This is a genomic window from Nonomuraea sp. NPDC050643, assembly GCF_040654715.1.
Taxonomy (GTDB): domain Bacteria; phylum Actinomycetota; class Actinomycetes; order Streptosporangiales; family Streptosporangiaceae; genus Nonomuraea.
Genome location: NZ_JBFAIM010000003.1, coordinates 149,258 through 172,423 on the forward strand (window position 1 = coordinate 149,258; position 23,166 = coordinate 172,423).

General features: G+C 72.7%; 18 protein-coding genes and 1 pseudogene. 5 read left to right on the forward strand and 14 right to left on the reverse strand.

Features of this window, described 5'->3' with window-relative positions:
- Positions 1 to 4 precede the first annotated feature (4 nt).
- From AB0I15_RS04890 to AB0I15_RS04905, 4 genes are read right to left on the reverse strand one after another with little or no spacing between them, the layout of a single operon-like run.
- Positions 5 to 2,032, reverse strand: a complete 2,028-nt coding sequence (locus tag AB0I15_RS04890; protein ID WP_358090238.1) for a sugar-binding domain-containing protein — start codon at positions 2,030 to 2,032, stop codon at positions 5 to 7.
- 25 nt (positions 2,033 to 2,057) lie between these two features.
- Positions 2,058 to 2,900: a carbohydrate ABC transporter permease gene (locus tag AB0I15_RS04895; protein WP_358090241.1), complete on the reverse strand. Its 843-nt coding sequence runs from the start codon at positions 2,898 to 2,900 to the stop codon at positions 2,058 to 2,060.
- Positions 2,897 to 3,763, reverse strand: a complete 867-nt coding sequence (locus AB0I15_RS04900) for a sugar ABC transporter permease (protein WP_358090245.1) — start codon at positions 3,761 to 3,763, stop codon at positions 2,897 to 2,899. The genes AB0I15_RS04895 and AB0I15_RS04900 overlap by 4 nt, the downstream gene beginning before the upstream one ends.
- Entirely contained in the window at positions 3,760 to 5,124 is a 1,365-nt protein-coding gene (locus AB0I15_RS04905; RefSeq protein ID WP_358090248.1) for a substrate-binding domain-containing protein, read from the reverse strand. Before AB0I15_RS04905 ends, AB0I15_RS04900 begins: the two co-directional genes overlap by 4 nt.
- A 137-nt stretch (positions 5,125 to 5,261) precedes the next feature.
- On the opposite strand from AB0I15_RS04905, the gene AB0I15_RS04910 reads away from it, so the two are divergent.
- Positions 5,262 to 6,272, forward strand: coding sequence for a LacI family DNA-binding transcriptional regulator (locus tag AB0I15_RS04910; RefSeq protein WP_358090251.1), 1,011 nt, complete (start codon positions 5,262 to 5,264; stop codon positions 6,270 to 6,272).
- A gap of 71 nt (positions 6,273 to 6,343) precedes the next feature.
- The gene (locus tag AB0I15_RS04915; protein ID WP_358090254.1) at positions 6,344 to 7,030 is read left to right on the forward strand and encodes a hypothetical protein; all 687 of its coding nucleotides are present in this window, start codon (positions 6,344 to 6,346) and stop codon (positions 7,028 to 7,030) included.
- Positions 7,031 to 7,035: 5 nt separating this feature from the next.
- Here the strand turns inward: AB0I15_RS04915 and AB0I15_RS04920 are convergent, their stop codons facing one another.
- The 6 genes from AB0I15_RS04920 to AB0I15_RS04945 are packed head-to-tail and all read right to left on the reverse strand — an operon-like array spanning position 7,036 to position 13,019.
- Positions 7,036 to 7,560, reverse strand: a complete 525-nt coding sequence (locus AB0I15_RS04920; RefSeq protein WP_358090256.1) for a GNAT family N-acetyltransferase — start codon at positions 7,558 to 7,560, stop codon at positions 7,036 to 7,038.
- The gene (locus AB0I15_RS04925) at positions 7,557 to 8,996 is read right to left on the reverse strand and encodes an ATP-binding cassette domain-containing protein (protein WP_358090259.1); all 1,440 of its coding nucleotides are present in this window, start codon (positions 8,994 to 8,996) and stop codon (positions 7,557 to 7,559) included. The genes AB0I15_RS04920 and AB0I15_RS04925 overlap by 4 nt, the downstream gene beginning before the upstream one ends.
- Positions 8,993 to 9,763: an ABC transporter permease subunit gene (locus AB0I15_RS04930; RefSeq protein ID WP_358090262.1), complete on the reverse strand. Its 771-nt coding sequence runs from the start codon at positions 9,761 to 9,763 to the stop codon at positions 8,993 to 8,995. The genes AB0I15_RS04925 and AB0I15_RS04930 overlap by 4 nt, the downstream gene beginning before the upstream one ends.
- Entirely contained in the window at positions 9,760 to 10,704 is a 945-nt protein-coding gene (locus tag AB0I15_RS04935; protein WP_358090265.1) for an ABC transporter permease, read from the reverse strand. Before AB0I15_RS04935 ends, AB0I15_RS04930 begins: the two co-directional genes overlap by 4 nt.
- Entirely contained in the window at positions 10,701 to 12,227 is a 1,527-nt protein-coding gene (locus AB0I15_RS04940) for an ABC transporter substrate-binding protein (protein WP_358090268.1), read from the reverse strand. Before AB0I15_RS04940 ends, AB0I15_RS04935 begins: the two co-directional genes overlap by 4 nt.
- Before the next feature lie 42 nt (positions 12,228 to 12,269).
- Complete coding sequence (locus tag AB0I15_RS04945) at positions 12,270 to 13,019, reverse strand: sulfite exporter TauE/SafE family protein (protein WP_358090271.1); 750 nt, start codon at positions 13,017 to 13,019, stop codon at positions 12,270 to 12,272.
- Between the two features lie 155 nt (positions 13,020 to 13,174).
- Here AB0I15_RS04945 and AB0I15_RS04950 point away from each other — a divergent pair, with 155 nt between their 5' ends.
- From AB0I15_RS04950 to AB0I15_RS04960, 3 genes and pseudogenes are all read left to right on the forward strand, one after another.
- A complete protein-coding gene (locus AB0I15_RS04950) occupies positions 13,175 to 15,532 on the forward strand; it encodes a glycoside hydrolase family 2 TIM barrel-domain containing protein (RefSeq protein ID WP_358090274.1) in 2,358 nt (785 codons plus the stop codon).
- A 92-nt stretch (positions 15,533 to 15,624) separates the two neighbouring features.
- On the forward strand, positions 15,625 to 18,105 hold the full coding sequence (locus AB0I15_RS04955) for a M20/M25/M40 family metallo-hydrolase (protein ID WP_358090276.1): 2,481 nt from the start codon (positions 15,625 to 15,627) through the stop codon (positions 18,103 to 18,105).
- 4 nt (positions 18,106 to 18,109) lie between these two features.
- Positions 18,110 to 19,158, forward strand: a pseudogene (locus tag AB0I15_RS04960) (GAF domain-containing protein).
- On the opposite strand, the gene AB0I15_RS04965 reads toward AB0I15_RS04960, so the two are convergent.
- Genes AB0I15_RS04965 through AB0I15_RS04980 form a run of 4 tightly spaced genes read right to left on the reverse strand, consistent with a single transcriptional unit; the run spans position 19,136 to position 23,122 of the window.
- The gene (locus tag AB0I15_RS04965) at positions 19,136 to 19,555 is read right to left on the reverse strand and encodes a pyridoxamine 5'-phosphate oxidase family protein (RefSeq protein WP_358090279.1); all 420 of its coding nucleotides are present in this window, start codon (positions 19,553 to 19,555) and stop codon (positions 19,136 to 19,138) included. The pseudogene AB0I15_RS04960 and the gene AB0I15_RS04965 overlap by 23 nt on opposite strands.
- Positions 19,556 to 19,606: 51 nt before the next feature.
- Complete coding sequence (locus tag AB0I15_RS04970; RefSeq protein ID WP_358090282.1) at positions 19,607 to 20,248, reverse strand: response regulator transcription factor; 642 nt, start codon at positions 20,246 to 20,248, stop codon at positions 19,607 to 19,609.
- A 5-nt stretch (positions 20,249 to 20,253) separates the two neighbouring features.
- Positions 20,254 to 21,759: a long-chain fatty acid--CoA ligase gene (locus AB0I15_RS04975; RefSeq protein ID WP_358090285.1), complete on the reverse strand. Its 1,506-nt coding sequence runs from the start codon at positions 21,757 to 21,759 to the stop codon at positions 20,254 to 20,256.
- Positions 21,746 to 23,122: a helix-turn-helix domain-containing protein gene (locus tag AB0I15_RS04980; RefSeq protein ID WP_358090288.1), complete on the reverse strand. Its 1,377-nt coding sequence runs from the start codon at positions 23,120 to 23,122 to the stop codon at positions 21,746 to 21,748. The genes AB0I15_RS04975 and AB0I15_RS04980 overlap by 14 nt, the downstream gene beginning before the upstream one ends.
- Positions 23,123 to 23,166: the final 44 nt, after the last annotated feature.

Genomic DNA, 23,166 nt, shown 5'->3' on the forward strand with positions numbered 1-23,166 from the left:
CTCCTTAGCGGTTGTCTCCGATGACGGAGTCGGTGTGGGTGTCCACGTCCACGGCCGCGCGGGCCAGCACGGCGCCGTCGCTGACCAGCGCGATGTGCAGCCGCCCGCTCGCCCAGCCTTCAGGCAGCTCCGCGCGGAGCTCGGCGGGGCCGCTGAGCAGGAACGGCTTGGCCTCGACCCAGGGGCCCTCCTCTCCCAGGACGCCGGGGGTGGGGTTGAGGCGGGTGGTCCAGGTGGCGTGCAGGTGGCCGTTGACCGGCTCGCTCCCGTGGTGCGAGACGCGGACCGGAACCGTGACCTGGCCGGTGCCGCTCAGCAGGTCGCGGCCCGGCGCCACGGGGACGACGTCGAGCACGAGCGTGGTGGTGGCGTTGACGTCGGCCGGGTCGACACCGGCCAGGTCCTTGGCCCGGCGCTCGAAGTCCAGCAGGCCGGCGGACTCGTGCTCGATGTCGTACAGCTCGGTGTAGACGTAGCCGGCCATCCGGTCGTGGCGGCGCAGCTCCTGGGTCTGCCAGCGCAGGTGCCAGCCCCGCTCGACGCTGGTGAAGCCGCCGCCGTACTCGCTGTTGAGGTTGGGCAGGCCGCGCAGCGGCTGGGCGGGCGTCCCGGCCAGCTTCTTGCGCACGACGTAGTCGGGGCCGAGCCGGACCGGGAAGTCGTCCTGCTCGCCGTCCATGAGCGCGGCGACCGTCGTGGCCCAGGAGGCGGCGGACTCGTCGTAGTAGTGCCAGTCGAGCAGGTCGGTCCTGACGTGGGTCCAGCCGGAGTTGTCCACGGCGGGCCGGCTCGGGTCGAGGGCCTTGAGCAACTCGTACGCCCGCGCCGTCGCCCGCTGCTTGGCCGGGTCGCCGGGGATGTCCCAGTCCAGGCCCCATTCCTCGTTGTACAGACCCCAGATGACGATCGCCGGGGAGTTCCCGTCGCGCTCGGCCATGGGCGCGATCTGCTCCTCGAACGCCGTCACCGACTCCGCCGAGAAGCGCCCGGTCGCGGCGGGTTCGGCCCACACGAGCATGCCGAGCACGTCGGCGTGGTGCACGAAGCGCGGGTCCTCCAGCTTGAGGTGCTTGCGCACCAGGTTGTAGCCCGCCGCCGCGGCCAGCTCGATGTCGTGACGCAGCGCGGCGTCGTCGGGGGCGGTGATCCCCGTACGCGGCCAGTAGCCCTGGTCGAGCACGCCGCGCACGAACAGGCGCCGGCCGTTGAGGTACAGCTCCTCGCCGATCACCTCGATCCGGCGCAGCCCGGTGTAGGCGGCGACCTCGTCGGTCCCGTCGGCCGAGGCCAGCGTGGCGTCCACGTGGTAGAGGTGCGGGTCCTCCGGCGACCACAGCCGCGCCTCGGGCACGGGGATCACGGTCTCCACGAGACCGCCGGCGACCGGGACCTCGATCGTCACGCTCGTCCCGCGCAGCGCCAGCCGCAGCGTGGCCTCCGACGGCCCCGCCACCCGGGCCTCCACCTCGATGGCGTCCAGCCCTGCCGCGGGCCGCAGCTTGAGCGCCTCGACGTACGTCGCCGGCCTGGCCTCCAGCCAGACGCTCTGCCAGATCCCCGACGACGGGGTGAAGCAGACGCCGTCGAAGTCGTCGCGCGGGACGCTGCGCTGCTTACCGTGCGCGATCTCCCGCTTGTCCTGCGGCGCCGAGACCCGGACCACGACCTCCTGGGGGCCGCCGTCGCGCAGCGCGTCGGTGATGTCGGCCTCGAACGGCGTGTAGCCGCCCCGGTGCGCGACCACCTCGACGTCGTTGACCCAGACCGTGGCCTCGTGGTGCACGGCTCCGAAGTGGAGCACGACCCGCCGCCCGGCCCAGGCGGCGGGGACGGTGAGGTGGCGGCGGTACCAGGCCAGGGGCAGCCAGTGGGCCTCGATGCCCGACGCGGGGGTCTCCCAGGCGAAGGGCACGGTGATGGTCCTGTTCCAGTCCTGCTCCGAGTCGGCCCGGAAGTCCCAGTCGCCGTTCAGGCTCGACCAGGAGTGCGACCGGTCGAAGTGGGGCCGGGGATATTCCGCACGCGGCGTCATGGTGCTCTCTTTCATGTGATCGGGGTCAGCCCTTGACGCTGCCCGCGAGGATGCCGTTGATGAAGTGGCGCTGCAGCAGGACGAAGATCACCAGCAGCGGCAGCATGGCGATGCTCCCGGCGGCCAGCAGTTCGCCCCACACGGTGGCGAAGTCGGCGCCGATCCGGTTGCCGGTGATGTTCTGCGCCAGCGTGGCCAGGACGACCTGGAGGGTCTGGTGCGAGGTGTCGTTGACGGCGACGACCGGCCAGACGAAGTCGTTGTAGACGTTCATCGTGGTCAGCACGGCCAGCGCGGCCAGGCCGGGGCGGATCACCGGCAGCACGACCTTGGCGAAGATGCCGAACTCGCCCGCGCCGTCCACCCGCCCGGCGTCGATCAGCTCGTTCGGGATGGCGGCGATGGTCTGCCGCATCCAAAAAATGCTGAACGCGTCGATGCTGCCCGGCAGGATCAGCGCCTGATACGTGTTCACCCAGCCCAGCGCGCTCATCTCCAGCAGCAGGGGGATGATCAGCACCAGGGTCGGCAGCATCAGCGTCAGCAGCACTGTGCCGAAGAGCAGGTTCTTGAACGGGAAGTCGTACTTGGCGAACGCGTAACCGGCCAGCGGGGCGAAGAACATCGTCATCGCGCCCTTGACCGCGAGCACCAGCGCCGTGTTGGCGAACCCGGTGCCCATCGGCACGTCGGCGAACATCGCCCGGTAGTTGTCCAGCGTCAGCTCGCCGAGCGACAGCGGGCTGGCGATGATCTCCGCCGCCGGCTTGAACGAGGAGCTGACCGCCCACCAGATCGGGTACAGGAACGCGATCGCGAGCAGCGCCAGGATCGCGTACTGCGCGATCCCCGGCCTGGCCTGGTTCATGACACCTCGTCCTTCGGGCGTAGCAGCCTGACCGAGACCAGCGACAGGCCGAAGACCAGCAGGACCAGCAGGAACGAGTTCGCGGCGCCGGTGCCCAGGTCGGAGGCGGTGATGTGGTCGTACAGGTAGAGGCCGGCGGTGGTGGTGGAGCCGTACGGGCCGCCCTCGGTGACCACGAACGGCTCGGCGAACATCTGGAAGACCGCCAGCGTCTGGATGACCACCAGGAACGCCATGCTGCGGCGCACCAGCGGCACGGTGATCGACCAGAACTGGCGCCATCGGGTGGCGCCGTCGAGGGCGGCGGCCTCGTATACGGAGCCGGGGACGGCCTGGAGGCCCGCGAGCAGGATGATGATCGCGAACCCCGTGGTCTTCCACAGGAACAGCAGCGCCAGCGTCGGCTTGGACCAGGTCGTGGACGTCAGCCAGCCCACGTCGGGCAGCCCGAGCAGGTTGAGCAGATAGTTGATCAGCCCGTAGTCCTGGTCGAACACCACGATCCACACCTGCGCCATGGCCACCAGCGGGGTCACGAACGGCGCGATGAACGCCACCCGGAAGAACCCGCGCAGCCGCAGCTTGGCGTTGGCCAGCAGCACCGCGCCGCCCAGCCCGGCCACGACCTGGATCGGCACGATGAGCAGCCACATGACCGCGCTGTTGCCGAGCGAGGCCCAGAAGTCCGGGCTGGTCAGCAGGTAGAGGTAGTTGTCCGCCCCGACCCAGTGGGCCGCGCCCGCGCCCCGCCAGCGCATGAAGCTGAGCTGCAGCGCGTAGATCAGCGGATAGATCCCGAACGCGGCGAAGACCAGGAAGAACGGGGCGATGAACAGGTACGGCGACAGCCGCGTGGACCTCATGAGCGATCGATCAGGTTGCGCTGGATCTTCTCGGCCGACTCGGAGATCACTTGGTCAGGGGACATCTTGCCTTCCATCAGGCGCTGCACGTTGTTGCCCAGGTAGTCCACCGACTGGGCCCACCACCACGGGATCGGCGCGGCGGCCGGGATGGTGGCGGCGGCCTCGACGGCGACCTTCCACAGGTCCTGGCCGCCGAGCGCCTCGATGGGCTTGAACAGCGGCTTGGCCGGGTCGAGGGCAGGGGTGAAGCTGGGGATCGAGGTGGACAGGCCGCCGGGGTAGATGTCGTTGGGGCCGTACACGGCGGTGTAGCCGGGCTCCTTGAAGCAGAGGAACTCGTACAGCAGCCAGGCCAGCTCGGGGTTCTTGGCCTTGGCCGGGATGACGAAGCTGCTGCCGCCCATCGCGCCGCTGCGCGCGCCGCCCGGCGTCCAGGCCGGCAGCGGCGCGGCCCGCCACTTGCCCTTGGTGGCCTTGAGCAGTTGCTGCGGCGCGAACGACCACCAGATCGCCCACGGCACGAACACCTGCTGCCCGCTGTCGAGCGTGTTGACGTCGGCGGGCTCCAGGTAGGGCGCGTGGGTGACCAGGCCGTCCTTGACCGCCGACTGGATCCAGCCGAAGATCCGCCGGTACTCCTCGGAGTCCAGCCGCAGCTTGCCCTGCGCGTCGGTGAGGCTGGTGCCCTGCTGGTTCGCCAGCATCTCCAGCCAGAGCTGGCTGAGGAACGGCGTCTTCTCCAGGTGGATGGGCTTGGTCTTGGGGTCCTTCTCCTTGACCGTGCGGGCGGCCGTCAGCAGGTCGTCGTACGTCGCCAGGCTCGCCGGATCGACCCCGGCGCTCTCCAGGATGTCCTCGCGGTACCAGAGCAGCCCGGGGTCCAGATCCCACGGCACGCCGTAGATCTTGCCCTCCACGGTGTTGACCGACAGCTTGTAGGCAGAGGTCTGGTCCCGGTAGGGCGCGATCAGGTCCGTCAGGTCGAAGAGGTGCTCGGCCTGCCCGCCGATCTTGGCGTCGTCCCAGAAGCTGCCGTCGGGCACGTCGGTCCCGCTGATCAGGGTGTTGGCCAGCTTGGCGTCGATGTCCACCGCCTGGTGGTTCACCTTGACGTTCGGGTACGTCTTGCGGAACTCGCCGATCGCCGCGTCGAACACCTTGAACAGGTCGCCCGACCGGTTCCAGATGGTGATCTCGCCCTTGGCCGACGACGCGGAGGCGGTCGGCGCGGCCAGTTTGCTGGGCTGTGTGCTCGGGCCGCCCGGGGCGCAGGCCGCGAGCGAGCCGGTGGCGGCCAGCGCGCCGATGCCCAGGGCTCCCTTGAGGAAACCACGGCGACCCATAGCGTGTGTGGACATCTCGAACTCCTCGCCGGGCGGAAAAAGACGTTGTGAGGGCTCTGCAACGATGCAGACATCATGCATACTCGTCTGCAACGATGCAAGAGCGGGTTTAGAATCTTCCCAACAGCCGCAGCCGGAGGTATAGGAGACGCATGGCCGGTCCAACCCTGCGTGACGTCGCCAAACGGGCGAACGTCTCCATCCGTACGGTGTCCAACGTCGTCAACGGCTACGCGCCGGTCTCCGACGAGCTGCGGGCCCGGGTGCAGGCCGTCCTCGACGAGCTCGACTACCGGCCCAACCTCATCGCCCGCAACCTCAAGCAGGGGCGCACCGGGATGATCGCCCTGGTGGTGCCCGAGCTGGACGTGCCGTACTTCGCCGAGCTGGCTCGCGAGGTCATCACGGCCGCCAGGGCGCGCGGCTACGTCGTCATGATCGACCAGACCGACGGCGACGGCGACCGCGAGCGCGAGCTGCTCGGGCGGGACTCACGGGCCACCATGTTCGACGGCCTGCTGCTCAGCCCGCTGTCGGTCTCCGCCGAGGAGCTGCGCGAGCGCGGCAACCGGATCCCGATCGTGCTGCTCGGCGAGCACATCTTCAACGGCAGCTTCCACCACGTGGCCATCGACAACGTGGCCGCCGCCCGCGAGGCCACCACACACCTGCTGGACCTGGGCCGCCGCCGGGTGGCCGCCATCGGCGACCAGCCGTACGCGACGGGCGAGACCGCCCAGCTCCGCACCGCCGGCTACCGGCAGGCCCACAACCGCGCCGGGCTGGAGGTCCACGAGGAGCTCGTCATGTCCACCCCGCACTTCCACCGGCGGCTGGGCGCGCAGGCCATGGAGCGGCTGCTGGCCATGCCCGACCCGCCCGACGCGGTCTTCTGCTACAACGACCTGCTCGCCCTGGGCGCGATCAGGGCGCTGATCAGGGCGGGCCGCCGTGTCCCCGACGACGTGGCGGTGGTCGGCCTCGACGACATCGAAGAGGGCCAGTTCAGCACGCCCAGCCTGACCACGATCGCCCCCGACAAGGGGGAGATCGCGCGCCGGGCGGTCAACACGCTGCTCGAGTCGATCACCGGGACACCCTCCGCGCCGTCCGAGATCGTGGTGCCCCACCGGCTGATCGTCAGGGAGAGCACGTCGGGGTAGTGCCAGGTCCACTTCCGGTTCTCGCCGCAGCGCCCGTGTGCCCGAGGCCGGCCGCGACTTGGATGATCCTCATGACGACGGAGATTCCCGGACGCTGGATCGAGGGCACCGGACTGGTGCTCGGGCCGCTGCTGCTCGCCGGCGGGGTGCTGACGCGGATGGGTGATGACGACTTCTTCCCCGGCCAGCTCGCCGCCTACGCCGCCCAACCAGGGCGCCTGGCCCTGTCCTACGGCCTGTACGCCGCCGGCCTCGTGCTCCTGTGGCCCGCGGTGACCGCCCTGGCCCGCCGGGCGCGGCCCGGCTGGGCCCAGTGGGGCGCCACGCTGGTGCTGCTCGGGCTGTTCGGGCGGGTGTTCCACGCCGGGGTGAGCCATCTGGCCTTCCAACTCGTGGACGCCCTCGGGCCGGCGGCGGCGCAGCGGGTGGTGGCCGACACCTACGGCGCGTTCCACGTGTTCAAGGCCGTCAACGTGTGCATCATGGCCGGCTGGATCGTGCTGGCCGTCGGCGCCTACCGGGGCGGCGCGCTGGGCCTGTTCAGGAGCGTGTGCCTGGGGCTGGCGGCCGGGCTGCCGCTGGGCGTGCTCAAGGGCAGCACGGACCCGGCCTCGCTGGTCGCCCTGGCAGGGCTCGCGATCGCCCTGGTGCCGCTCGGCGTCACCGTGCTGAAGGACGGCCCCGCGCCCCGATGGTGGGCCGTGGGGCTGGCCGTCGCGTGCGTACCGGTCGCGTTCCTGCTGGGGCTGACCGGGTGAGGCGGCTACAGGGCGATCTCGAAGTGCACGGTCTGGAAGTGCTCCGGGTCGCCGTCGCGGGCGTCGAACACGGGCTCGCCCAGCGCCCGCCAGAACGCCTCCGCACCCGGTACGCGGGTGTCGGTGTGCAGGTAGAGGGCGCGGTAGCCGCCGTGGCCGGCGACGAAGCGGGTGGCCTGGCGGACCATCTCGCGGGCCAGGCCGTGCCGGCGGTGGGACGGGGCCACGTACACGCGGAAGAGCTGCGCCGTCGTGGCGTCCGGGTAGAGCCTGCTCAGCCAGCCGGGGTGCGGCGGGCTCTTCGGGCCGCCCGCGCGTACGGCCGTGGTGCCGACCACCTCCTCCCCGCGCACGGCGACCACCAGTGTGTGCCCGGCGGGCCGCAGGTACGTGCCCTCCAGGTCCACCACGTCCCAGTGCCACGCGGGCCGGTAGCCGTAGCCGAAGTCGCGGTAGAACGTGTCGAGCATGACCTTCCGCGCGCCCTCCACGTGGCAGGGCTCGGCGGGCACGACGGTGTAGGGGTTCACGAGGGGTTCTCCGATCTGGTCCGGCCGCCGTCGAGCTCCAGCACGCGGTCGGCCAGCCTGGCCACCACGTCCGTGTCGTGGCTGATGAGCAGCAGGATGAGCCCGAGGTCGCGGCGCAGCTCGTCGAGCAGGTCGAGGATGGCGGCCTGGACGAGCGCGTCCAGGCCGGAGGTGATCTCGTCGCAGATGAGCACCTTCGGCTCGGCGAGCAGCGCGCGGGCGAGCGCGGCCCGCTGGAGCTCGCCGCCCGACAGCGCCGACGGCCGGCATCCCGCCGTGCGCTCGTCCAGGCCGACGCGCTCCAGCAGGTCCCGCGCCTTCGCGGCCGCCGCACCGGGGCTGACTCCGCGCAGCCGTACGGCGGTGCGGGCGACCTGGGCCGCCATCCCCCGGTACGGGTCGAAGGAGGCCCTGGCGTCCTGGAAGACGTACTGGACGTCGCGGGCCCGGGTGGGCAGGTGGCCCGGGAGCGGGCGGCCGTCCAGGGTGACCGTGCCGGAGGAGGCCCGGTGCAGCCCGGCGACGCAGCGGGCGAGGGTGGTCTTGCCGCTGCCCGACCTGCCCGTCACGGCCACGCACTCCCCGGCGGCGGCGCCCAGGCTCACTCCGTTCAGCACGGGGGCGCGCCGATGCCCGGCCACCAGGCCGCGCACCTCCAGGAGGAGCGGCGCGGTGGCTCCGGTGGACGTCCTGGGGGTGAGGCGGGTGGCCAGGAGGCGTGTGGTGTAGTCGTGGCGCGGCTCGTTCAGGACGGTGGCGGCCGGGCCCGACTCGACGACGCGGCCCGCGTGCAGCACCGCCACGTGGTCGGCCAGCGCGCGCACCATGGCCAGGTCGTGGCTGAGCAGCACCAGCGCGATGCCCTGTGCGCGCAGCCCGCGCAGTTCCTCGACGACCTCGGCGCGGATGAGGCCGTCCTGCCCGGTGGTCGGCTCGTCGGCGACGATCAGCACCGGGTCGAGCAGCAGCGCCTGGGCCAGCACGACCCGCTGCTGCTGGCCGCCGGAGAGCTGGTGCGGATAACGCCCGAGCAACTCCAGGGGCAACCGCGCCCGCCCCGCCGCCTCCCGCACCCTTCTCTCGACCTCCCCGGCCCGTACCCGCCCGGCCTCGCCCCCTTCCCGCGCCTGCCCGGCCCTTTCTCCGCTTCTTCGCGCGATCTCCCTGAGCACGCCGCCCACCCGGCGTGCCGGGTTGAGCACGCTGGACGGGTGCTGCGGGACGTAGGCGACGGCACCGGGCGCGATCCGGATGTCGCCGGTGATCCGCACCCCAGGCGCGTGCTCGCCGAGCAGCGCCAGCCCGGTCGTGGTCTTGCCGCTGCCCGAGGCTCCCACCAGCGCGAGCACCTCACCGGCGGCCAGCTCCAGCGACACCCCGTCCACCAGCGCGCGACCGCCCGCCTCCGCGCGCAACTCCGACACCTTGAGGATCACGGCCTGCGCACCGCCCGGTCGAACGTCAGGTTCAGCCCCACCGACAGGGCCACGATCAGCAGCGCCGGCACCAGCACCGCCCACGGCTGCAGGAACATCCCGCCCCTGTTGCGATCGACCATCACGGCCCAGTCGCCGGCGTCCGGCGCCAGGCCGACGCCGAGGAAACTGGCCGAGGCCACCAGGTAGAGCGCCCCGACCAGGCGTACGCCGACGTCGGCCACAAGCGTGGTGAGCATCGAGCGGCCCGTGTAGCCGACGGCGCGCCGCCACCACGTCTCGCCCTGCAGCCGCAGCGCCTCCATCGCCGTGCTCCCCGCCGCCTCCAGCGCCGCCGCCCTGGAGATCCGCACCACTTCGGGCAGCCCGATCAGCGCCACGATCACCACCAGCGCGGCGGGCCCCGGTGAGAACAGCGCGGCCAGCAGGATGAGCAGCAGCAGGGACGGGATCGCCAGCAGCAGGTCGAGCGGGCGCATCAGCACCTCGTCCACCCACCGCCGCCCGGCCAGCGCCGCCGCCATGCCGATCGGCACCCCGGCCGCGTACGCCAGCGACGTCGCCAGCATCGCCACCGACACCACGGACCGCCCGCCGAGCAGCACCTGCTCCCACACGTCCCGCCCCACGAAGTCCGTGCCCAGCGGCGGCACGGCCGCGAAGGAGACCCCGCGCGGCTCGGGCGCGCCCGCCAGCCACGGCCCCAGCAGCGCCAGCCCCAGCGGCACGGCCAGCAGCACCACTCCGGCACCCCGGCGCGCCCTCATCGCGCACCCGCCGGGACCGCCCGGTACGCCCCCAGGTCGGCGGCCAGATTGACGGCCACCGTCGTGGCGGAAAACACCACGCACAGTGCCTGGATCACCGGGACGTCCCTGGCCGCCACGGAGTCGTTCAGCAACGTGCCGAGCCCGGGGATCACGAACACCGACTCGACCACGATCACGCCGCCCAGCAGCCAGTCCGTAGTCCTGGCGAGCTGTTGCGCGCCGGGGGCGAGGGCGTTGGGCAGGGCGTGCGCGAGGCGTACCCGCCAGGGGGACAGGCCCAGGCGGCGGGCGTGGGCGGCGTACCCGGAGGCGAGCGCGTCGATCATGCCGGCGCGCACCAGCCGGCTGATCGAGCACACGGGCCGGGCCAGCAGCACCAGCACCGGCAGCACCAGCAGGGCGGGCTGCTCGAGCAGGTTCGGGGGCGCGCCGACGGCCGTCGGCGGGAACCAGCCGAGCCGCACCGCGAACAGCGCGACCAGCACCACGCCCAGCGCGAACTCCGGGATCGAGTAGAGCCCGACGGTGACGGTGGTCAGCGTCCGGTCGAGCGGGCCGCCCTGCCGTACGGCGGCGAGCACCCCGACGCCCACCGCGACGGGCACGAGCAGCAGCAGCGTGATCCCGGCCAGCACGAGCGTCGGCGGCAGGCCGTCGGCGAGCACGCCGGCCACGGGACGGCCGGACACCAGCGAGAGCCCGAGATCGCCGCGGACGAGCCCGGTCAGCCACGCCGCCCACCGCTCCACGGCCGGCCGGTCCAGTTCGAGGGTGTGGCGGAGCCGGGCGATGCGCTCCTCGTCGGGGATGTCCCCGGCCAGCACGACGGCGGCGTCACCGGGCAGCGCCTCGGTCAGGACGAACACCAGCGTCGCCACCGCCACCACCTGCGCGGCGCCGAGCAGCAGCCGGCGCAGCGCGTAGCGGGCCAGGCTCACCCGAGCCACACCTTGTCGAAGCGCGCCCAGTCGAGCGTGTTGGCGGGCGCGTTGGCCACGCCGCCCAGCCTGGGCGAGGTGCCGAGCAGCCAGTCGGCGAAGCCCCAGATGAGGAAGCCGCCCTCGGTGTGCAGCGTGCGCTGCAGCTCCAGGTAGATCTCGCGCCGCTTGGCCTCGTCGGGGCTGGCGATGGCCTGGTCGTAGAGGGCGTCGAACTCGGGGCGGGCCCATTTGGTGGCGTTCGTGGTGGAGTGGGTGAGCAGCCGCTGTGAGATGTGCGTCTCGATGGGCATGGCGCCGGAGCGGTAGCAGCAGATCGTGCCCCTGTTGAGGACGTCGGCCCAGTACGTGTCCTTGTTGCCGACCTTCGCGCTCATCTCCAGCCCCGCCTGCCTGGCCTGGTCGGCGAAGACGCCGGCCGCCTCCAGGAATCCGCTGGCCGCGGCCGAGGTGTCGAGCCGGATCCGCATCCCCTTGGCCCCGGCCTTGTCGATCAGCCACCTGGCCCGCTCCAGGTCGGGGGTGCGCTGCGGGATGCCGTCGGCGTAGTAGAGGTAGTCCTTGCCGAACAGGTCGTTGCCCACCTGCCCCGCCCCCGACAGCACGCTGTCGATCATCTGGGACCGGTCGGCCAGCAGGAACATGGCCTGACGCAGCCGCGCGTCGTCGAAGGGCGGCCGGTCGACCTTCATCGCGAACGCCTGCATGCCGCTGTTGCTCAGCCGGACGATCGACATCCGGCCGCCGCCCTGGTGGGTGCGGGCGGTGGCGGGCGTCAGGTCGTGCGCGTAGTCGGCCTGCCCGCCGAGCACGGCGTTCACCCGGGCCGACTCCTCGCCCGCGATGAGGTATTCGAGCTCGTCCACGTAAGGGGCGCCGTCCCAGTAGTGGGGGTTGCGCTTGAGCAGCAGCGAACGCCCTGGCCGGAACGACCCGAACGCGAACGGCCCCGACCCGACCGGGCGGCTGAACTCCTCGGCCCCCTCCGGCACGATGTAGGCCCCGAACGCGGCCAGCACGTTCGGGAACTCGGCGTAGGGCCGCTTCAGCCGGAACTCCACCGTCCGGTCGCCGCGGGCGCGGCTGTTCCCGAGGTCGATCAGGGCGAGGTTGGCCTTGGCGCGGAAGGTGCGCTTCTCGTCGGCGATGCGGGCGTAGCTGTGCAGGACGTCGGCGGCGCGGACCGGCCTGCCGTCATGGAAGGCGGCCTCGCGCAGCGTGACCCGCCACGTGCTGAGCTCGGCGTCGGACTCCCAGCCGGAGGCCAGCCGCGGCACGATCGACACGTCGGTCCCGTAGTCGGCGAGCTTGTCGAACATCGCCTTGGAGCGCGACGCCTCCAGGAACAGGTTGGCCAGATGCGGGTCCAGGCTCTCCTGGGCGCCGCCGCCCGCGAACACCGCCCGTAGCCTGCCGCCCCTCCTGGGCCGCGAGGACGCGGCGCCGCTCGTGGGCCGCGCGGCGCAGCCGGCCAGGGCCGCGGCGGCGGCAGCGGACAGGAAGGTACGACGATCTAGGCGCATGACCGACAATGGTAACGATTTTCATTTGTAGTGCAAATGCCTCTAATCGGTCAGGAGCTTGACGATGGCCACGACGCCGATGCAGACGATCACCCCGCGCAGGACCGGGGCGGGCAGTCTGCGGCCCAGCCGGGCGCCCAGGAAGCCGCCGGCCATCGAGCCCAGCGCCACCAGCAGCACCGCGAGCCAGTCGACGTCGGCGACGAGCGCGTACAGGATGGCGGCCGTGCCGTTGACCAGCACCACGAGCACGTTCTTGGCCGCGTTGAGCCGCTGCAACTCCTCGGTGAGCAGGATGCCCATCAGGCCGAGGAGCAGGATGCCCTGGCCGGCGCCGAAGTAGCCGCCGTACGCGCCCGCCGCCAGCGCCCCCAGCCACAGCCACGGGCCGCCGTGGGGACGCCCGGGGCGGGTCGCCAGCAGACGGCTGAGCCTGGGCTGGATCAGGACCAGGGCGCAGGACAGCGCGATGAGCACGGTGACGACCACCGTGAACGTGGCCTCCGGCAGGTTGAGCAGCAGCAGCCCGCCGGTCAGCGCGCCCGCCACGGACGCGGGGGCCAGCCGGAGCAGGCGGCCGCGCTGGCCCTTCAGCTCCGGCCGGTAGCCCATGACCCCGGTCAGCCCGCCGGGCACCAGGCCGATGTTGTTGGAGACGTTGGCGGTGATCGGCGGCAGGCCCACGGCCAGCAGGGTCGGAAACGTGATCAGGGACCCTGATCCGACGACGGTGTTGATGGCCCCGCCCGCGACGCCGGCCGCGAGCACCGCGACCATCTCCCAAGGTGTCATGCTGTCCGACTTTAGGGCATGTCTTATTAATCAAGACAAATTGTATTGCTATTTGAGATTTATCCATTTTACTTCAACGGTTAATCACCGGTTGACGCTGGTACGCACCAGACGTAAAGTCCGGTGATCTTAGTCGGTTCACTAGGGAGAATGACGTGTACCGTCCGCTGCACGACGGCTGGACCCTCAGCTCGGTCACCGGTCACCCCACGATCCCGGCCACTGTGCCGGCCACTGTGCCGGCCACTGTGTCGGCCACTGTGCCGGGCGCCGTGCACACCGATCTGCTCGCGGCGGGCCTGATCGAGGACCCTTACCGCGACGACAACGAGACCGGGCTCGGCTGGATCGGCCGGACCGACTGGGTCTACGAGACCGTTCTCGACTGGCACGAGGACGGCCACGAGCGCGTGGACCTCGTGTGTGAGGGGCTCGACACGGTCGCGACCGTGTCGGTGAACGGCCAGGAGGTCGGCAGGGCCGCCAACATGCATCGCCGCCACCGGTTCGCGGTGCGCGAGCTGCTGCGCGAGGGCGCCAACACGCTCGAGGTGCGGTTCGGGGCGCCGTACGCCTACGCCGAGGAGCAGCAGGCGCGGCACGGCGAGCGGCCGGGGCCCTACGCCGAGCCGTACCCGTTCATCAGGAAGATGGCCTGCAACTTCGGCTGGGACTGGGGCCCTACGCTGGTGACCAGCGGCATCTGGCGGCCCATCGGCCTGCACGCCTGGTCGGGCGCGCGCCTGGCCGAGGTGCGCCCGCTGGTGCGCGGCGACGGCGTGGACGTGCACGTACGCGTGGAGCGCACCGGTGACGCGCCGGTGACGGTCACCGCCGACGTGGCCGGCGTGCGCGTCGAGGCCAAGCTCCAGCAGGGCGAGAGCGAGACCGTGCTGCGCCTGGACGTGCCGCACGCCCGGCGGTGGTGGCCGCGCGGCCACGGCGCCCAGCCCCTCTACCCGCTCACCGTCCGCGCCGGCTCCGACCAGTGGCGGCGCGAGATCGGCTTCCGCACGGTCGAGCTGGACGACGACGCCTTCCGCCTGATCGTCAACGGCCGGCCGGTGTTCGTGCGCGGCTACAACTGGATCCCCGACGACTGCTTCCCCGCCAGGGTCACCCCGGAGCGCCTGGCCGAGCGCTTCGCCCAGGCCACCGCCACCGGAGCGAACGCGCTGCGGGTGTGGGGCGGCGGCGTCTACGAGTCAGAGGACTTCTACACCCTGGCCGACCGCATGGGCCTGCTGATCTGGCAGGACTTCCCGTTCGCCTGCTCGGCCTACCCGGAGGAGGAGCCGTTCCGCTCCGAGGTCGAGGCCGAGGCGCGTGACAACGTGGCGCGGCTGGCCGCCCACCCGAGCCTGGTGCTGTGGTGCGGCAACAACGAGAGCATCGAAGGCCACCAGCACTGGGACTGGCGCGAGCCGCTGGGGGAGCGGAGCTGGGGCGCCGGGTTCTACTTCGACCTGCTGCCGGGCATCGTGGCCGAGCTGGACCCGACGCGGCCGTACTGGCCGGGCAGCCCCTACTCGGGGGCTCCCGACCGGGACGTGCGCGACCCCTCGACCGGCACCGTCCACCTCTGGGACGTGTGGAACCGCCTGGACTACACGCACTACGCCGACCACACGCCGCGCTTCGTGGCCGAGTTCGGCTTCCAGGGCCCGCCGGCCTACGCCACCCTGCGCGCGGCCTCCTCCGATGAGCCACTGACGCCGGACTCCTCGCACCAGAAGGCCGACGACGGGCAGGCCAAGCTGCTGCGCGGCCTGGGCGAGCACCTGCCCCGGCCGGAGGGCTTCGACGACTGGCACTACTACACGCAGCTCAACCAGGCGCGGGCGATGGCGTTCGGGGTGGAGCGGTTCCGGTCGCTGATGCCGTACTGCATGGGGACCATCGTGTGGCAGCTCAACGACTGCTGGCCGGTGACCTCCTGGGCCGCCGTGGACGGCGCGGGCCGCAGGAAACCCCTCTGGTACGCGCTGCGCCGCTCCTTCGCCGACCGCCTGATCACCCGGCAGGGCACGGAGATCGTCCTGGTCAACGACACGGACGAGGAGTGGGCCGGCACGCTCGGGCTGGCCGCGCGCGACCTGTCGGGCCGGGTCCTCGCGGCCAGGGGCGAGCCGGTCGCGGTGCCCGCCCGCGCCACGCTGCGCCTCACCCCGCCCGCCGACGCCGGCGCCCGCGTGCTGACGGCCGAGCTGGGCGGCGAGCGGGCCGTGTTCGCGCTGGCCGAGGACCCGGCCATGGGCTACCCGCCGGCCGAGTTCACCGCCGCCGTGGCGAAGGAGCCGGGCGGGCTCGCGGTCACGGTCACCGCCACGACCGTCCTGCGCGAGCTGGCGATCTTCCCCGACCGGCTCGACCCGGCCGCCACCGTCGACGACCAGCTCGTCACCCTGCTGCCCGGCGAGAGCGTGACCTTCCACGTCACCACCGGCCTCGACCTCGACCCCGCCGCGCTCACCGCCTATCCCGTGCTGCGCTGCGTCAATGAGCGGAGCTGAGGAAAAGCGAGCGGAGCTGAGGAAAACCGCAGGCGGATCCGGGCACGGGCATCATTCCGGCGGCCGGGGCGGCGAACCTAACGTTCCCGGTCATGACCGGAAAGTTGTTCGATGTCCCCCGCCGGACCCTCGCGGCGGTGTCGGCCCTGCTGGCGCTGACCGGGGTGATCGTGCTGTCCGCCATGGCGAACAGCACGATGCAGCCGCTGCCCGCCTCGGCGCCGGCCACGCAGTTCAGCGCCGAGCGGGCCCTGCGCCACTTGGAGCGGTTCGCCACCCGGCCCCGCCCGATCGGGAGCCGGGCGGGCGAGCAGGCCAGGGACTACCTGGCCGGGCGGCTGCGCGAGGCGGGGCTCGACGTGCGGATCCAGCGGGCGGTGGGCGCGAACGCCGCGGCGGGGCTGGCCTCGTTCGGGCAGGTGCACAACATCGTGGCCACCCGGCCGGGTACCGACCCGACCGGCACGGTGGTGATCGCCGCCCACTACGACTCGGCCTCCATGGGGCCGGGGGCCTCCGACGACGCGGCGGCCGTCGCGGCCATGCTGGAGACCGTACGGGCCCTGAAGGACGCCCGGCTCCGCAACGACCTGGTGTTCCTCATGACGGACGGCGAGGAGGACGGCGTGCTCGGCGCCGAGGCGTTCGTCAGGGAGCACCCGCTCGGGAGCAAGGGCGGGGTGCTGCTCAACTGGGAGGCGCGCGGGGTCAGCGGGCCGTCGCTGATGTTCGAGACCTCCCGGGGCAACGCCGGGCTCGTCGGCACGTTCGCCAGGGCCGTACCGCATCCGCGCGGTGACTCGATGATGGTCGAGCTCTACCGGCTGCTGCCGAACAACACCGACTTCACGCCGATGACCAAGGCCGGGTTCACCGGCCTGAACTTCGCCTACATCCAGGAGTCCTCGCGCTACCACACCGCCGACGACTCCCTCGCCTTCCTCGACCGCGGCAGCCTGCAGCACCACGGCACGAACATGCTGGCACTGGCCCGCGACCTCGGCGGCGCCGACCTGCCGGCGCTGGCGGCCGATCACGACGTGACGTATTTCCGGCTGCTCGGGATGCTGGTCACCTACCCGGACGCGCTGGTCCGGCCGCTGGCCGGGCTCACGCTCGCGGCGGTCGCCGGGCTGGCGCTGCTCGCGCGCAGGCGGGAAGTGGCCGGGCTGGGCCGGATCGCGCTCGGCGCGGTGTCGGGCGTGGTGCCGGTCGTCCTGGCGGTGGCCCTGGCGCAGGGGCTGTGGGAGCTGCTGGTGGCGGTGCGGCCCGACTACAACGGGATGGGCGGGCTGCTGCACCGGCCGGAGGCGTTCCGCGCGGCGGTCGCCGTGCTGGCCGGGCTGGCGGTGCTTTGCTGGTACCTGGCGCTGCGGCGCAGGGTCGGGCCCGCCGCCCTGGCCATCGGCGCGCTGGCCTGGCCCGCCCTGCTGGGCGCGGTGTGCGCGCAGATCGCGCCGGGCGCCTCGTTCATGTTCGCGCTGCCCGCGCTGCTGTGCGCGCTCGGCGGCCTGGCCGCGCTGCTGCCACGCGGCGTCGCCGCGCGGGCGCGCGGCGACATGACCCCGGACGGCGTCGCCTCGCCGGCAAGCGTAGATGGCCAGATCGGACGGGCGGTCGCAGGTGGCGCGGTTCGGCGGGCGGTCTCGGGTGGCGCGGTTCGGCGGGCGGTCTCGGGTGGCGGGGTCCGGCGGGCGGTCGTGGGTGGCGTGGTCTGGCGGGTGGGGGCGGTGACGGCCGGGGCGGTCGTGTCGGCGGCGCTGCTGCCGGCCCTGGCCGCGATGGCGTTCGACGGGATGGGGCTCGCGCTCGGCGGGGTGAGCGCGCTGGCGCTGGTCCTGTTCTTCCTGACGGTGCTGCCGATCGTGGAGCTGTGGCTGCCGGAGCGGCCGTCCCGTCCCGTGTGGCTCGGCGTGCCGGTGGGCGCCGCCGGGCTCGCGGTGGCGCTGGTGGCCGCCGGGCTGGCGGTGGACGGGCCCGACGCGGCGAACCCGCGGCGCACGCACCTGGCGTACGTGATGGACGCCGACACCCGGGCCGCCGGCTGGGTCAGCGCCGACCTCGACCCACCGGCCTGGACCAGGCGGTACGTCACCGGCCGCGACACCACCTCCCTGCCTCCCGGCTACGCCCGCGGCTCCCTGTGGGCGGGCGGCGCACCGGCCGTCCGGGCGGCCGGGCCCCAGGTGTCCGTGTTGTCCCGGTCGGGGGACACGTACCGGCTGCGGGTCGTCGCGGGCAAGGGCGCGCGTTCCGTCACGCTGCGCGTCGAGCAGCCGATCACGCAGGCGAGCGCCGAGGTCGCCGGGGCGCGGCCGGTGACCGTGCCCGTCTCCGGCACGCGGGCGAACACCTGGCCGGGCGAGGTGCGCTTCCGGGGGATCCCGGAGAGCGGCGCCGAGGTCACCCTGCGCGTGCCCGGTACGGCGGGGTTCCGGGTGACCGCGATCTCCGAGACCGACGGGTTCGCGGCGGTGCCCGGGTTCGTGCCCCGGCCTCCTGGGCTGGTGGCGGCCACCCGGGAGGACGGTGACCTGGTGGCGATCACGCGGACGTACCCCGTGCGACACTGAGCGCATGGTGGAGCGAGAGCGGCGTCCGTTGCTGCCGCACACACGGCTCGATGAGCTGCTGGCCGAGCTCCAGGTCCGGTTCGACGCCGTGCTGGCCACCCGGGACCGGGTGCACGCCCTGCTCGAGGCGGTCGTGTCCGTGGGCAGCGACCTCGATCTGGAGACCGTGCTGCGCCGCATCGTCGAGACCGCCACCAGGCTCGTGGACGCGAGCTACGGCGCGCTCGGGGTGGTGGGGCAGGGGCGCACGCTTCTCCAGTTCATCCCCGTGGGGCTCACCGACGAGGAGATCGCCAGGATCGAGCACTGGCCGCACGGGCTGGGGCTGCTCGGGCTGCTGATCAAGGACGCGCGGCCGCTGCGGCTCGGCCGCATCGCCGACCATCCCGAGTCCTACGGCTTCCCGCCGGGGCATCCGCCGATGGGCACGTTCCTCGGGGTGCCGATCAGGGTGCGCGACGAGGTGTTCGGCAACCTCTACCTGACCGAGAAGCGCGGCGGCGGGGAGTTCGACGAGGAGGACGAGGCCATCGTGATCGCGCTGGCCACCGCGCGAGACCTGGCTGCAGGCGTCGTCCGAGGTGACCACCCGGCTGTTGTCGGGGGCGGGCACCGGCGAGGTGCTGAGCCTGGTGGCGGCCAGGGCCAGGGAGATGGGCGACGCGGACCTCGTCCGGATCCTGCTGCCGGGCGGCGACGGCGAGGACCTGCGCGTGCAGTGCGTGGACGGCGACCCGGCCGGGCCTGCGGATGGAGGGCCGGCTCGACACCGAGGTCCCGGAGGAGCTCGCCGAGCAGGCGCTGGCCGTGCTGCGCGAGGCGCTGTCCAACGTGGTCCGCCACGCCAAGGCGACCAGGGCGGAGGTGTCGGTGGACCTGACGGTCGACCGGCTGACGCTCGGTGTGCGCGACAACGGCGTCGGGATGCCCGCGGGCGGGCGGCGCAGTGGCCTGCGCAACCTCGAGGAGCGGGCGGAGCGGCTGGGCGGCTCGTTCGGCGTCGCCCCCGCCGAGGGCGGCGGGACGGCGCTCACGTGGGCGGTCCCCCTGTGATCCGGCGCCCGGTGACCTGCTCGGCCCGCACCACGATGTAGTGGTCGCGCCCGCCCGGCGCCCACGGATGGAGCGGCAGCCGGGCCAGGCGCTCCAGCTCGGCGGGCTCGGTCACCGCGCGGGCGTGCCCCACGACGGTCACCGACCACCCCGTACGCGGCCCCGGGTCGAACGCGTCCACCTCGAACGCCACCACCGCCCGCCGCGTGGCCGCCGCCAGCTTGGACCCGGAGCCGGTCCGGATGACGATGGCGTCACCGTCGAGGTGGAAGGTGACCGGCTGCACCGCCGGCAGGGCCCGGTCGGTGAAGACGATCCGCCCGATGGGCGTCGAGGCGAGCAGCCGCAGGCACTCCTCGCGGGTGAGCACCTGCAGTCCGGACGAGTCGAGTCGCATGCCCGTCAGGATCGCGCGCCCGGCGGGGTCTGCTCAGGGCCGAAAGTCCCGTCATTCGCCGCGATCGGCCCGCAGCCGCGCGGCCAGCGCCGCCGCCTGCGTGCGCCGCTGCATGTCGAGCTTGGCCAGCAGGTTGGACACGTAGTTCTTGACCGTCTTCTCGGCCAGGAACATGCGCTCGCCGATCTGCCGGTTGGTCAGGCCCTCGCCGATCAGGTCGAGGATGTTGCGCTCCTGCTCCGACAGCGCCGCCAGGGGGTCCTTCCTGGCCGCCTGATCGCGCAGCCGCCGCAGCATGGCCGCGGTCGTCTCCGGGTCGAGCAGCGAGCGCCCCGACGCCACCGTACGCACCGCGCCGACCAGGTCGGAGCCGTGGATCTGCTTGAGCACGTAGCCGGCCGCCCCGGCCATGACCGCGTCGAACAACGCGTCGTCGTCGGCGTACGAGGTCAGCATCAGGCACGCCAGCCCCGGCACCCGCGAGCGCACCTCCCGGCACACGTCCACGCCGCTGCCGTCGGGCAGCCGCACGTCCAGCACCGCCACGTCGGGCCGGAGCGCGGGGATGCGCGCCATCGCCGACTCCGCCGTGCCCGCCTCCCCGATGACCTCGATGTCGTCCTCGGACTCCAGCAGCGCCGCCACACCCCGCCGCACGACCTCGTGATCGTCGACCAGGAACACCTGAATCATGTTCGTCACGCTAGCCGCCCGGCGCCGCCGGGCGTAGGGCCGTTGGTCCCTGTCAGCGCGCGCTTCAGGATTTTCCCCGTGGGGCTCATCGGCAGCTCGTCCACGAACGACACCCGCCGGGGATACTTGTACGCGGCCACCCGCTCGCGGACGAACTCCCGCAGCTCGTCGCAGGTCACCGGGGCGCGCAGGGCCACCACGGCCTCGATCTCCTCGCCGAGCTCCGGATGCGGCACGCCGAAGACGGCCGCCTGCCGCACCGCGGGATGCTCGTACAGGAGCTCCTCCACCTCGCGCGGGTAGACGGTGTAGCCGCCGCGGATGATCACGTCGCGGCGGCGGTCCACCAGGAAGAAGTAGCCGTCCTCGTCCATCCGCCCGAGGTCGCCGGTGTGGAACCAGCCGTCGCGCAGCGCCTCCGCCGTGCCCTCGGGGTCGTTCCAGTAGCCCTTCATCACGTTGGGCCCGCGTACGACGATCTCGCCGATCTCGCCCTCGGGCGTCTCGCGGCCGTCGTCGTCGACGACCCGCATCTCGACGTCCCTGATGGGCCAGCCGATCGAGCCGGGCCTGCGGTGCCGCCCGCCCCGGTTGGTGGCGGCGACGGGGGAGGTCTCGCTGAGGCCGTACCCCTCGATGATCTGGCAGCCGAGCCTGGCCTCGTAGGCGCGCAGCACGTCCAGCGGCAGCGCGGCCCCGCCGGAGGCGCAGACCCGCAGCATCGACATGTCCGAGGCCCCGGGATGGTCGAGCAGCGCGATGAACATGGTCGGCACGCCCTGGAAGACCGTCACCCCGTCGCGCCGGATGACCTCCAGCGCTCGCCCGGCCTCGAAGCGCCGCAGCAGCGTCAGCCGCGCGCCCGCGACCACGGTCGCGTTGAGCGAGCAGGTCTGGCCGAACGTGTGGTAGAGCGGCAGCGCGCCCAGCACCACGTCATCGACGCCGAGCGCGTGCATGCGGGCGACGGTGGCCGCGTTGCCGCTCAGGTTCGCGTGGGTCAGCTCGATGCCCTTGGGCCGGCCCGTCGTGCCGGAGGTGTAGTGGATGACCGCGGTGTCGCCGGCCGCCATGGGGGCGATCTCCCGCTCGGCCGCGACGGCCCGCAGCAGCCGCCGGAACTCCTCGGGCACCACGAAGAAGCAGTCCGTCTTCGTGCCCGCCGAGCCCGCCTCGGCCGTCTCCGCGAACGCGTGCCAGGCGATGAGCAGCCGCGCCCCGCAGTCCCCCAGGTACGCGGCGATCTCCCGCCGCTTCAGCAGCGGGTCGAGCGGCACCACCACGGCCCCGAGCCGCAGCACCCCGTAGTAGACGACGCCGAACTCGGGCACGTTCGGCAACATGATCGCGACCCGGTCGCCGGCGCCGATCCCGCGGCGCCGCAGCAGGCCCGCGAGGCGGGCGCTCAGCTCCTCGAGTGCGCCGTAGGTGAGCTCCGCCTCGTCCAGCGTGAGAACCGCTCTGCCACCGAGCCGCTCGGCGGCGGTTTGGAGCCGGTCAGCGAGGTTCATGGGAAGACCGTACGTCCGCGCTCCCACGCCGCTCATTGGTCGCGGTGGCCAGTCTTTCCCGTCCGGTATTGGTCGCCCCGCCGAGATCGGGCCGGGCGTCCTGGAGGGCGATCGCCACGAGCAGCTCGACGAGATCGTTGATCGAGCGCAGGCTCCGCCCGGTGCGCTCCTGGATCCGGCGCAGCCGGTACTGCGCGGTGTTGGGATGGATCTGCAGCGTGTCGGCCGCGGCCCGCAGGTTGAGGTCGGCGGCGGCGAACGCCCTGATCGTGGCCGTCAGCACGCCGCCGCGCGCCCGGTCCTCGGCCAGCAGCGAGGTGATGCGCGGGTCCACCAGGTGGCGGGCGGTGTCGTCGGCCTTCAGCGCCAGATACTGGAACGGCGTGATCCTGGGCAGCGCCGCCACGCCGCCCTCCTCGGGCACGAAGTCCAGCACGGCCCTGGCCTCCTGGTAGGCCTGCGGGATGTGCGCGGTGCCGGCCGACACGGTGCTGATGCCCATGGCCAGCCTGATGCCCTCGGCCGCCAGGCTCCGCAGCACCTCCTGCAGCCGGTCGCACAGCTCCTCGGGTCCGGTGCCGGGGCCGAGCACGGGGATGGCCACGATCTCCGACTGCCGCACGACCGACAGCGTACGGGTGCCGTTGCCGCCGGTCCGGGCGATGGCCGCGCAGGCCGCGTGCCGGGCGTCGGCTCCCCGGTCGGGACCGATGGCCGTGGAGACGGGCGGCCCGGCGAGCACCGCGATCACCACGAGCAGCGGCGTGCGCGCGTCCGGGCCCAGCCCGTGGGCCTGCGCCGCGGCCAGCTCCCTGCCGCGCGTCGGCGCGCCGCCGGCCAGCAGCGTCTCGATCAGGTCGCGGCTCTCACGGACGGCCTCGGCCGCCGCGTACTGCTGGAACTCCATGTACGCGTTCGCCGTGTGCGTGCTGGCGAAGTCGGAGTAGCGCATCAGCGGCGCCGCCAGTTCCAGGGCGGCCTCGCGGCCGGCGTACGTGCGGCCCGCCCGCTCGACCACCGCCTCCCAGAAGACCCGCTGCCCGATCCTGAACGCGTTGATGTAGTCGGCCAGCGGCACGCCCGCCCTGGCCCGGCGCATGGCGGCCCGGCGGGTGAAGGTGATGTCGCCGGTGGTGACCGTGCGCTCCTCCAGCAGCACGGCCAGCTTGGCCCGGTAGTGCTTGACCACGTGCTCCCACACCTCGGCGTGGAAGTCGGGTCCCCGCGCCGCGTAGGCGGGGATCTCCTCCGTGATCGTCGTGACCGCGGTCGTGGCGAGTGCCTCGACGTCGTTGAGCAATTCGGACAGGATGCGCGTGCGCTCCATTCCGACGGCTGCCACGGTGCTCGAACCAGTGGACATGCCGGGATGATCCATGGCGATGGCCGGGCGGTCAACGGGTCGTA